This window comes from Micromonospora sp. NBC_00860, from assembly GCF_045207375.1.
Taxonomy (GTDB): Bacteria; Actinomycetota; Actinomycetes; order Mycobacteriales; family Micromonosporaceae; genus Micromonospora; species Micromonospora vinacea.
In genome coordinates this window covers 6,881,419-6,892,274 of the sequence record NZ_CP108825.1, presented here as the reverse complement: position 1 = coordinate 6,892,274, position 10,856 = coordinate 6,881,419, and the positions used below count along the sequence as shown (strand labels likewise).

10 protein-coding genes are annotated in these 10,856 nt (G+C 70.6%); 4 read left to right on the top strand and 6 right to left on the bottom strand.

Annotated features, from left to right (window positions below):
- Positions 1–40 precede the first annotated feature (40 nt).
- The 4 genes from OH804_RS31935 to OH804_RS31920 all read right to left on the bottom strand — a co-directional run bounded on the left by OH804_RS31935 (position 41) and on the right by OH804_RS31920 (position 4,653).
- A complete protein-coding gene (locus OH804_RS31935) occupies positions 41–664 on the bottom strand; it encodes an ATP/GTP-binding protein (protein WP_124821294.1) in 624 nt (207 codons plus the stop codon).
- On the bottom strand, positions 645–1,010 hold the full coding sequence (locus OH804_RS31930; protein WP_007465174.1) for a DUF742 domain-containing protein: 366 nt from the start codon (positions 1,008–1,010) through the stop codon (positions 645–647). The genes OH804_RS31935 and OH804_RS31930 overlap by 20 nt, the downstream gene beginning before the upstream one ends.
- Positions 1,011–1,099: 89 nt before the next feature.
- Positions 1,100–1,507 carry a roadblock/LC7 domain-containing protein gene (locus OH804_RS31925; RefSeq protein ID WP_007465177.1) on the bottom strand — a complete coding sequence of 136 codons (408 nt, stop codon included), beginning with the start codon at positions 1,505–1,507 and terminating at the stop codon, positions 1,100–1,102.
- Positions 1,504–4,653 carry a nitrate- and nitrite sensing domain-containing protein gene (locus OH804_RS31920; protein WP_406061324.1) on the bottom strand — a complete coding sequence of 1,050 codons (3,150 nt, stop codon included), beginning with the start codon at positions 4,651–4,653 and terminating at the stop codon, positions 1,504–1,506. The genes OH804_RS31925 and OH804_RS31920 overlap by 4 nt, the downstream gene beginning before the upstream one ends.
- A gap of 444 nt (positions 4,654–5,097) precedes the next feature.
- On the opposite strand from OH804_RS31920, the gene OH804_RS31915 reads away from it, so the two are divergent.
- On the top strand, positions 5,098–6,276 hold the full coding sequence (locus tag OH804_RS31915) for an ABC transporter substrate-binding protein (RefSeq protein ID WP_196919788.1): 1,179 nt from the start codon (positions 5,098–5,100) through the stop codon (positions 6,274–6,276).
- A 214-nt stretch (positions 6,277–6,490) separates the two neighbouring features.
- Here the strand turns inward: OH804_RS31915 and OH804_RS31910 are convergent, their stop codons facing one another.
- The gene (locus OH804_RS31910; protein ID WP_196919789.1) at positions 6,491–7,348 is read right to left on the bottom strand and encodes an ABC transporter permease; all 858 of its coding nucleotides are present in this window, start codon (positions 7,346–7,348) and stop codon (positions 6,491–6,493) included.
- Positions 7,349–7,451: 103 nt separating this feature from the next.
- Positions 7,452–8,483 (bottom strand): ABC transporter substrate-binding protein, encoded by a 1,032-nt coding sequence (locus tag OH804_RS31905; protein WP_196919790.1) that lies wholly within the window; start codon positions 8,481–8,483, stop codon positions 7,452–7,454.
- A gap of 270 nt (positions 8,484–8,753) precedes the next feature.
- Between OH804_RS31905 and OH804_RS31900 the strand changes: the two genes are divergently transcribed.
- The 3 genes from OH804_RS31900 to OH804_RS31890 are packed head-to-tail and all read left to right on the top strand — an operon-like array spanning position 8,754 to position 10,797.
- Complete coding sequence (locus tag OH804_RS31900; RefSeq protein WP_196919791.1) at positions 8,754–9,539, top strand: ABC transporter ATP-binding protein; 786 nt, start codon at positions 8,754–8,756, stop codon at positions 9,537–9,539.
- 2 nt (positions 9,540–9,541) lie between these two features.
- Positions 9,542–10,492 (top strand): LLM class F420-dependent oxidoreductase, encoded by a 951-nt coding sequence (locus OH804_RS31895; protein WP_196919792.1) that lies wholly within the window; start codon positions 9,542–9,544, stop codon positions 10,490–10,492.
- Positions 10,489–10,797, top strand: coding sequence for a cupin (locus tag OH804_RS31890; RefSeq protein ID WP_030329959.1), 309 nt, complete (start codon positions 10,489–10,491; stop codon positions 10,795–10,797). Before OH804_RS31895 ends, OH804_RS31890 begins: the two co-directional genes overlap by 4 nt.
- Positions 10,798–10,856: the final 59 nt, after the last annotated feature.

The window sequence follows — 10,856 nt, the reverse complement described above, 5'->3', positions numbered from 1 at the left end:
GTCACGGCCGGCCGTCGCGTGCCGGCCGTGACGCGACGGTTCAGCCGACCGGCGTCGGGAAGCCCCGCCCGTGCTCGGACTGGAGCCGGAGCATGGCGTGCTCGACAACAGTCACCAGCACCTGCTTGACCGAGTCCCGCTGCCGGGCGTCGGTCATCACCAGCGGCACCTGCGGCGAGATGGCCAGCGCCTCGCGGACCTCCTCCGGCTCGTACTGCGGTGCGCCGTCGAACTTGTTCAGCGCCACCACGTACGGCAGGTTGCGGTTCTCGAAGTAGTCCAGCGGGGCGAACGCGTCGGTGATCCGGCGGGTGTCCACCAGCACGGCGGCACCCACCGCCCCACGGATGATCTCGTCCCACATGAACCAGAACCGCGTCTGACCCGGTGTACCGAAGAGGTACAGGATCAGGTCCTGGGCCATGGTGATCCGGCCGAAGTCCATGGCGACCGTGGTGGTCTCCTTGCCCGGCACCTTGGACGGATCGTCGATACCGACACCCGCCGCGGTCATCAACGCCTCGGTGGTCAGCGGTGTGATCTCGGAGATCGCCCCGACCAGTGTCGTCTTACCGACGCCGAAGCCGCCCGCGACGACGATCTTCGCGGATACGATTCCCCGGCCCGGCCGCCCCCCTGCGGGGTCATAGCCTGCGAAGTCCACTTAGCACCCTTCCAAGCAGTTCCATCCGCTCCTCGAACCCCTCGGCGGGAGCAGCAGTGTGTAACGTCAGCAGGCTCTCGGCCACCATGTCGGCGACCAACACCCGGGCGACGCCCAGCGGCATCCGGGTATACGCGGCGATCTCCGCCAGCGACTGTGCTCGGCCCTCACAGACCGTGGCGATGCGGTGTTTGTCATGCCCGGCGAAGCGGGACTCGGCGACCTGGGTGGGAGAGGCGGTGAGGACGGCCTCGAGGGCGATGTCCTGCCGGGGCTCGGTACGACCACGGGTGACCGCGTACGGACGTACCAGTGCGCCGCGCGGGTCAGCGCGTCGTTGGTCCATCCCCGATCACCTCCCCGTCCCTCGCTGAGCCGGACTGTGCCGCCTCTCGTCCCTGGTCCGGCGCTCGGAACGAGCGCCGCCTTCCGGTGCTAAGAGCGCACCGCGTCGCGCGGCAGCGGCACCAGCGCGGCACCCACCCGCTCGACCAGCAGCGCCATCTCGTAGCCCACCTGGCCCACGTCGCAGCTGCGCGCGGCCAGCACGGCCATCGAGGAGCCGTCGCTGATCGACATCAGGAAGAGGTACCCGCTGTCCATCTCGATGACTGTCTGCAACACCCCGCCCGCGCTGAACATCCGGGCCGCGCCCTCGGTCAGGCTCACCACCCCGGAGGTGATCGCGGCGAGCTGGTCGGCCCGGTCCCCCGGCAGATCCCGGGAGGACGCGAGCAGCAGCCCGTCGGCGGACACCGCCACCACGTGGGCGATGCCCGCCACGCTGTCGGCGAAGTTGGTGAGCAGCCAACCCATGTCCTGCATGGCAGCTGGCCTGTTCATCGGCTCTCCTTGGTCGAGGTGCTGTTCAGGTCCGTTCCGGCCGTCCGACCGCGCTGCACACCGCGGTGGTAGGCCGACAGCAGACCACGTACTTCATCCGGGGTCCGCCGGCTGCGGTCCCGGCCGCTCTTCGGTTCGATGCCACCCGGCACGAGCTGTGCCTGCGGCACCCGCTTGGGCAACCCGGAGCGGGTGGTCCCCGCGGGAGCCGGCTCGGCAGCCCGGCTGGCCCGGGACCAGCCCTCGTCCGCCGCCGTACGCCAGGCCTCCGGGTCGGGGGCGGGCGCGGCCGGAGCCGTCCGGCTGGCCGGGGGCGGGTTGTACGACGGTGGTGCCGTCGGCCGTGCTCCGAATCCGTCCATTGTGGTGCCGAGGCCCTCGGCGCCCGGGGTGGCCGTGCCGTCGGTGCCGGAACTGCCCGGGGTGCGGGTCGGCAGCTTCGGTCGGGCCAGCGGCGCGGCCGGCACGGGCGCGGCGCTCGGCTGGCCGCCGTTACCGGTGCGCAGGCCGGCGTCGGCCGCCCTGGTGGCGGGCGCGGGAGGCTCGTCGAAGTTGGGCCGGGTGAAGATCGCTGTGGCGTCGTCGCCGTGCGACCGGAACCAGACCGCCTCCATCTCCCGGAAGATCGGAGCTTCGGCGGGGAAGTCGGGCCGGGTGCTCACCGGCGCGGCCGGCACCGGCGGCGCGGCCAGCGGGGAGGCCGGTGGGGCGGCCGGCGGTGCCACCGCGCCCGGCCCGGCGACCGGCCCGACCGGGAGGCCGCCCTGAGCACCGCGCCCGTCCGCGGCGTCCGCCATGGAACCGCGGCGAGGCAGCGGGTCGACGGTCGGGTAGGCCACTGTCGGGCTGCCCAGCGAGGCGCCCGCGCCGTTGCTGTAGGCCGGCCGGGCCGGCGGGAGCGGGGCGGCGGGTGCCGGAGCGGCGGGGGCGGGCGGCATGGGCGAGCGCGGACCAGTGTAGCCACCCGCCTGTACGGCCGGGGTGGTGTCCCGCGAGTCCAGCGGCGACTGCCACTGGGCCGGCGCCGGCGTGCTGGTCCGCCACTGGTCGGGCAGCGTCGCTGCCGTCGTGGCTGCGCCGGCGAACTGCTCGGCGTGACCGACCGGGGTGAGCGGGTTCTGCTCCACTGCCATCGGCTGACGCGGCCGGGTGAGCACCTGCTCGCGGCCCCGGTTGGTGGGCAGCAGCACTGTGGCGGCGGGCAGCGTCACCTGGGCGACGGTGCCACCCTCGACGTTGCGGCGCAGCTCCACACGGATGCCGTAGCGGGAGGCGAGCCGACTCACCACGGCCAGACCCATCAGCCGGAACGCGGCGACGTCGACGCTCGGCGGCGCGGCCAGCCGCCGGTTGAGCGAGTCGAGCTGCTCGTCGGTGAGGCCGAGACCCCGGTCCTCGATCTGGATCAGGACGTAGTCGCGGATCCGCCGACCGTCGGCCACCACAGTGGTGTTCGGCGGCGAGAACCGGGTGGCGTTGTCGAGGAGTTCGGCGACGAGACGTACCACGTCGTTGACCGCGTGCGCGGAGACCGAGATGTCGGTGTCCACCGTCCCGAACTCGATGCGGTTGTACAGCTCCACCTCGGACTGGGCGGCGCGCAGGACATCCACCACCAACGCGTCGTCACGACGCGGTACGGCGGAGTCGGCGCCGGCCAGGACCAGCAGGTTCTCGTCGTTGCGCCGCATTCGGGTGGCCAGGTGGTCCAGTTCGAAGAGCTGCGCGAGCCGCTTCGGGTCCTCCTCGCCGCGCTCGATCGCGTCCAGCTCGCCGATCATCCGGTCGACCAGGGTCTGACTGCGGCGGGCCAGGTTGAGGAACATCGCCGAGACGCTGGTACGCAGTGCCGCCTGCTCGGCGGCGACCCGCACCGCCTCCCGGTGGACGACGTTGAAGGCCAACGCCACCTGGCCGACCTCGTCGCGGGTGTTGAGCTGGATGGGGTCCCGGACCTGGCGGACGATCTCGTCCACCCCGCCGTCACCCACGCTGCCCATGTTCTGCAGGCGCTGCACGGCGTCGGGCAGGTCGTGGTTGGCCACCGAGAGGGCGCCCTCACGCAGCCGGCGCAGCGAGTGGTTGAGCGAGCGGGCCAGCACCACGGCCAGCGACACGGCGATGATCAGGGTCAGCAGCACCAGGGTCGACTCGACCACGGCCTGCCGGATGACGTCCGAGCGCGCCTGGTCGGCCTGCTGGAGCAGCCGGTCCTGCAGTTGGATCTCGGCCCAGCGCATCAGGTCGTTCACGGCGCCGATGGCCGCTGTGGCGTCCTGCGCGGTGACCAGGGGACGCTGCCCGACCGAGCGGGTGATGTCGGTGGCCACCCGGTCGGCCAGGCCGACCGCATCGCCGGAGACGGTGCTGTCGACCAGAGCGCGCTGCACCGGGTCGGCGGCCAGCGAGAAGGCGACCAGGGCCTCCTGCTGGCCGGTCAACGTTGCCACGAAGGAGGAGAACTGCTCCGAGTCGAGCTGGCCGGCCGACAGCGCGGTGAAGGCGACGGCCTCTTCCTCGGCGACGGAAGCCTTGGCGCGGGCGAAGGCGGAGACCGCGCGGCGGCTGTCCGCCAGGCTCTCGTCGCCGGGCAGCTGGGCCAGGCCGTCGCCGTACGAGACCAGGTCGGTGAGGATGACTCCGTAGCGGAGCACCGCCTCGGCGACCGCCATCTGCCGGCGGTCCAGCACCTCCTGACGGGTGCCGTCCAGGGTGGCCAGGTGGTCGTCGATGGCTGCCAGCCGGTCGCGCAGGGCGGCCGGCACCTCGCCGATCCGGCCCCGTTCGGTGCGGTACTGGTCCACCTGCTGCTGCGTCTGGCGGACCCGCAGGTTGTACGCGTCGGCCGGCTGCTGCGGATTGGCGAGGTAGGCGGCCGCGGCCATCCGTTCGGCCTGGAGGTCCTGGGTGAGGGCGCTGACGTCGATGGAGAGGGCCGTCAGTGACCGGGCCCGGGTGGCGTCGAAGGCGCCCTCGCCGACGGAGATCAGGCGGACCGTGGCGAGCGCGATCACCGCCGCCACCGGGACGACCAGGATCAGTGCCAACTTGGACCGGATCCGGGCGTCACGCAGTCTCGGCATCCGTCGGCGCGCAGGCCGAGCGCTATCGCCGAGCGCGGGCAGGGTCGTCGGTCCGGTGCTCACGACATCGCCTCCGTCGTTTCTTCCCCGCCTGAGCCGCCGAGCCATGCCGTAAGCGGAGGGGACCACGCGCGGCACGGCCGCGATTTCATCAGAGATGATCCTGCTTGGGAAGCCGCAGTGAGGTAGGAAACGGTCGGACGGAGCGCATCCCGTGATCCGGGCAACTGATACCTTCATTTCCGCAAGCCCCTGAACAGGGCATGTAACTCCAGAGTGGTCACGCGTGTATGCAAAGTGAGCTTTTGCAAACATTGCGTTACCCCAGCATGTGGGATGGCCGTCCCGAAAATGCTGCCGGGGTCCGCGCTTGACCACAGCGCCGGCCATTGGCAAGGTTTTGCAGGCTTCGCGCACACCGTACGGCAGAGGAGATCCCGTCCTCCACTGAGGACGGATTAGCGGCGGTGACCGGGCAGCGCCCGCGCCCGCACCTGGAGGACTGAGTTGAGCCCCATCCGCTCCGCGACCATCGCGGCGCTCGCATCGGCCGTAGTGGCCACCACGCTCACCGGCTGCCAGTTTGGCGAGGCGGAACAGGACACGAGTCCGATCGTGATCGCCGCCGATCTCGAACTCTCCGGCGCCGCCGCCACGGTTGGTCGGACATACCAGCGCGCCCTCGAACTCAAGGTCGAGCAGTTGAACTCCTCCGGAGCACTGAACGGCCGGAAGATCGACCTGAAGGTGAAGGACAACCGTTCCGACTCGGCCGAGTCACTTCGCAACATCGTCGACTTCAGCAGCGATTCGAAGGTCAGCGCCATCATCATGGGCGGCTGCAACGAATGCGCGGTCGGAGCGGTCGGGACCATCAACGAGAAGCGGATTCCCACCATTGCGCTAGCCGCTTCCGGCGCGATCGCGGCGCCGGCCGCCCAACGGCGCTACGTGTTCAAGCTGGGCCCCAACGCCCCGGACAGCGCCGCCGCACTGACCACCGAACTGCGGCGCAACAACATCCGCAAGGTGGGGATGCTGGTCAGCGACGACGACTACGGCCAGGAGGGCGCGACCGCACTCAAGAACGAGCTGGACAAGGCCAACATCTCGCTCCGGCAGCAGCGGATCAAGACCACCGACACCGACGTCAGCCAGCAGGTCCAGCAGCTCGCCTCGGGCAAGCCCGACGCGATGGTCTTCTGGACCCCGCCGGAGCAGGCCACGCTGGCCGCCACCAGCGCCCAGCAGATCAGCTTCCGTGGGTCGATCTACTTCGACGCGGGGGCGGCCGGGGACCTCTTCCTCGGCGCGGCGGCCAAGGCGACCGAGAAGGCCACGCTGATCTTCACGCAGACCATGGTGATCGACGACGTGATCGCGACCACCCCGGCCAAGGCGGCGCGACGGCAGTGGTTCCAGGACTACACGGCACGCTTCGGCGGCTACAACGGGTCCTCGTCGTTCGCCGCCGACGCCGTCCAGCTGATCGCCGACGCCGAACTGCGCGCCGGTGGTGAGATCGGGAAGGTCGACCGCAACGGCATCCGGGACGTGCTGGAAACGTCCCAGATGGACGGCCTCTCCGGCCCGATCCGCATGACGCCGGACAACCACAGCGGCCTGATGCCGCAGGCGCTCACCACGCTTGTCGCCCGCAATGGTCGCTGGCGGTTGGCGGGGTAACGCTGGGGCCTTTATTTGGCGGGTTCGTTTCCCGGCCCTTCGTCGAGTGCCGGGTGGGGTGTGGCCGACCGTCCCCGGCTCCGGGCGGTCAGGCTTGATCCCTCCGCCGGGCACGGTCGGCCACACCTGACTCGCCTGCGGCTTCGACGGAACGGGCCGGCCTCCATGTGGAGGCCGGCCCTTCGCGTTTCTGGGGTTTATTTCTTCTGTTGGGTTAGCGGCTGCTGGTGGTTTCTCGCACCCAGGGGAGGGCGATCCGCTCGATCAGCAGGAGCGCCGAGTAGAGCAGGATGCTCACCAACGCCACCAGCATGATCGCCGCCCAGGCGGTGGCGGCGTCGCCGATACCGGCGTACTGCGTGATGACGTAACCGAGGCCGCTCTCGCCGGCCTGGAACTCACCGATCACCGCGCCGATCGCGGCCAGTGGCATGGCCACCTTGAGCCCGACGAAGATCTGCGGCAGCGCTGCAGGGAAGCGCACCTTGCGGAACGCCTGCCAGCGGGACGCGTTCCAGGACCGCACCAGTTCGGCCAGGTCGGCCGGCGTGGTGGTCAGCCCGGTCGCTGTGGACAACACGATCGGGAAGAAGCAGAGCAGGAACACCATGGTCAGGATCGGCTTCTGGCCCCAGCCGAGCGCCACCACCAACAGCGGGCCCAGCGTGATCTTCGGCACCGCGTTCACCGCGACCAGCAGCGGCGTGAACATCCGCTCCACGGTGCGGGAGCTGGCCAGGGACAGCCCGATCAGCACACCGGCGGCCACCGAGAGGGCGAAGCCGGTCAGGATCTCCAACGTGGTGTCCCAGGTGTGCTCCAGCATCTGGGCGGGCTTCTCGACGAACGCGCTGAGCACGTCGCCGGGCGGCGGCAGGGCGACAGGGTGGACCAGTTCCAGTCGGGCGACCAGCCACCACGCCGCCAGCGCGACCAGGATGCCGACCGCGGGAAGCGCCGCCTCGGCCCCGGCCCGAAGACCGGCACCTCGACCCGTGCGCCCCGCCTCGGGGCCGGCACTCGGGGGCGGGGGTTCCGCCACCGCCGGGTCCGCTGACCGGACGTCGGTCATCTCTGTCCTCCTCGAAATCCCACGGCCCGCCGGGGGCCGACGAGCGACGGGGGTACGCCCCACCGGAACCGGCGGGACGTACCCCCTGATGACGACCGGACGATCAGGCCTTCGGCGCGAGGCTGAAGTCGATGATCTGCTCGGGGGTGATGTTCTGCTTCAGCGCACCGGCGCCCTGCAGGATGGCGATGCTCTTGGCGACCCGACCGCTGTCCAGGGTGCCGATCGCGGTGCCGGTGTTGCCGGAACGGACGTACGCGGCCATCAGCTCCAGCTCGGCGGCGGCGGAGACCGGGTTGGTGGCGTCGACGTTCTTCTTCAGGATGTCGGCGGCCTCCTTGGAGTTCGCCAGGCTGTACTCCAGGCCCTTGAGCAGCGCCGCGGTGAACCGCTTCACCATCTCGGGCTTCTCCTTGGCGGTCTTCGAGGAGGTGATCAGCACGTTGCCGTAGAGGTCCTGCATCACGTTGCTGTACGGCAGCATGACGGCCTTCTTCTTGGCCGCCGCCTCGATCGTCGGCTGACCGACGACGAACTGACCGATGCCGTCCACCGACCCGGAGGCCAGCGTGCCGATCAGGTTCTGCGCCTCACCGTTGACCCAGGTCACCTTGGTCGCGTCCACGCCGGCGAGCCGGGCGTACGTCGGGAAGAGGTTGCGGACCACGGAACCGGGGGTGTCGGCGAGCTTCTTGCCCTCCAGGTCCTTCGGAGAGCTGATGTTCTTGCCCTCGACGGTGGCGATGCCCGCCATGGTGCGCTGCTGGATCGCGGCCACCGCGGTGAAGTCCTTCGCCTGGCCGTTGCCGAGCTGGAGCAGGCCGCCGGTGAGGTCGATCGGGCCGAAGTCGGCCTGACCGCCGACGACGGTCTGGATCACGCCACCGGTGCCCTGACCGGCCTTGATCTCGACCTCGAAGCCGGCTTCCTTGAAGAAGCCCTTGTCCTTCGCCACCCAGGCGTAGGAGTCACGGCCGAAGTTACCGAACGAGGTGAGGTAGGTCACCTTCTCCAGCGTCTTGCCGTCGCCGCCCTTGGCATCGTCGGCCGAATCCGACCCGCTGCTGCAGGCGGAGACAAGGGCGAGGGCGGTGGCCAGCGCGGCCGTAGCGACCGTACGGGTCAGCCTTCTCATCAGTGCACCATGTCCTTTCCGACCGGGGCCGGCAGGCCACCGGAGGGGGTTGTCGTGACGGGCCGGCGGGAGGGGTGGAAGCCGGACGCCGCCGTCGTGGGGGGACTCTTCGCGGGCACAGCGTACGAGAAACCCACAGTTGCGACGCCAGGCGTATCGGGTTGCGGAACGGAAACAACCTGACGACCACCCCAGCCGGTGCCATACCTCAACCGGGCGGTTAGCCTTTGTCGGATTCCTGACCGTCGACTCAGCGGAGGTACGCCGGAGATGATCCGACTGTCCGGGGTGTCCCGTACCTTCGAGGGCCGATCCGGCCGGGTGGAAGCGCTGCGCGGCATCGACCTCGACGTCGCCGAGGGCGAGTTCGTCGCCGTGCTGGGCCGCTCCGGCTGTGGCAAGTCCACGCTGCTGCGACTGATCGCCGGGCTGCTCCCACTGACCGCCGGTGAGATCACCGTCGCCGGTACGCCGATCACCCGCCCTCGCCAGGACATCGCGATGCTGTTCCAGAAGCCGGCGCTGCTGCCCTGGCGCAGCGTGCTGGACAACGTCCTGCTGCCCGTGGAGGTCTTCGGCTGGGGCCGCGCCAAGCACCGGGAGCGGGCCCGGCAACTGCTCGACGTGGCCGGGTTGGCCGGCTTCGAGAAGCGGCTGCCGCACGAACTCTCCGGCGGCATGCAGCAGCGGGTGTCGCTGTGCCGGTCGTTGATCGGTGAGCCCCGGGTGATGCTGATGGACGAGCCGTTCTCCGCGCTGGACGCGCTCACCCGCGAGGAACTCTCCGGCGAGCTCCAGCGGGTCCACATGGAGAACAAGCCGACGATCGTCTTCGTCACCCACTCGATCGACGAGGCGGTGCTGCTCGCCGACCGGGTGGTCGTGCTGAGCCCCCGCCCCGGCCGGATCCGCAAGGTCGTCGACGTGACCATCCCCCGGCCCCGCACCCTGGGCCGCAACGCCCACCTGGCCGACGTCGCCCAGGTCAGCGCCGACCTGCACGAACTGCTGATGGAACGCGAGCAGCCGGCGACCGCCGGCGCGGAAGGACACTGACCATGCGGGTGTCGGTCTTCACCGAGCCGAACCGTGGCGCCAGCTACGACACCCAGCTCCGGTTCGCCCGGCTGGTCGAGGCCTGCGGCTACGAGGGCTTCCTCCGCGCCGACCACTACCAGTCGATGGGCGCGGACCCGGGCCTGCCCGGCCCGACGGACGCCTGGTTGACCCTCGCCGCGCTGGCCCGGGAGACCGAGCGGATCCGGCTCGGCACCCTGGTGACGTCGGCCACGTTCCGCCTGCCCGGTCCCCTCGCCGTGATGGTCGCGCAGGTCGACCAGATGAGCGGTGGACGGGTCGACCTGGGCATCGGGGCCGGCTGGTACGAGCGCGAGCACACCTCGTACGGCATCCCGTTCCCGCCGGTCGGCGAGCGCTTCGACCGGCTCGCCGAACAGCTTGAGGTGATCACCGGGTTGTGGGGAACCCCGCCCGGCGAGACCTACAGCTACACCGGCGACCACTACCGGCTGGTGGACGCTCCCGCCCTGCCCAAGCCCGTGCAGGTGCCCGGCCCGCCGATCATCGTGGGCGGGCGCGGGCCCAAGCGCACACCGGAACTGGCCGCCCGGTACGCCGACGAGTTCAACATGCCGTTCAAGTCCGTGGCGGCCACCGCCGAGGCGTACGACCGGGTGCGCGAGGCGTGTGAGCGCACCGGACGGACGGAGTCCGGGCGCGACCCGCTGGTGCTCTCCGCCGGGATCGTCGTCGCCATCGGCCGGACCGACGCCGAGGCCCAGCGTCGGGCCGCGCCCCTGCACGAGAAGAGCGCGCTGCCACCGGAGGACCCGGTGGTCGGCTCCCCCGCGCAACTCGCGCAGCGGATCGGTGAGTTCGCCGCGATCGGCACCACCCGGGTCCACCTACGCCTGATCGACTTCGACGATCTCGACCACCTTGAGCTGATCGCCGCCGAGGTGCTGCCCCAACTGGACGGAGCACGATGACCGACGTGATCGACGGAACCGAACTCGGACCGGTGGGTCAGGAGATCGTGTACGAGAACGACCGGGTCCGGGTCTGGCACATCCGGCTCGAACCGGGCGAGCGGCAGCCGCTGCACCGGCACGACCACCCCTACCTGGTGGTGGCGATCGAGGGCGCCAAGAACGTCGTACAGACCGTCGACGGCACCCGGATCGACGCCGACGAGCCCACCGGCGGAGTGGTCTACCGGGACCCGGGCGCGGTGCACATGCTGACCAATGTCGGGGATACGACTTACCTCGCCCGGCTGGTCGAACTCAAGTAGACCCGCCGATGGCCACCGGCGTGCCGCGCGGCGCGCCGTTGGCGATCGGGTGTACCAGG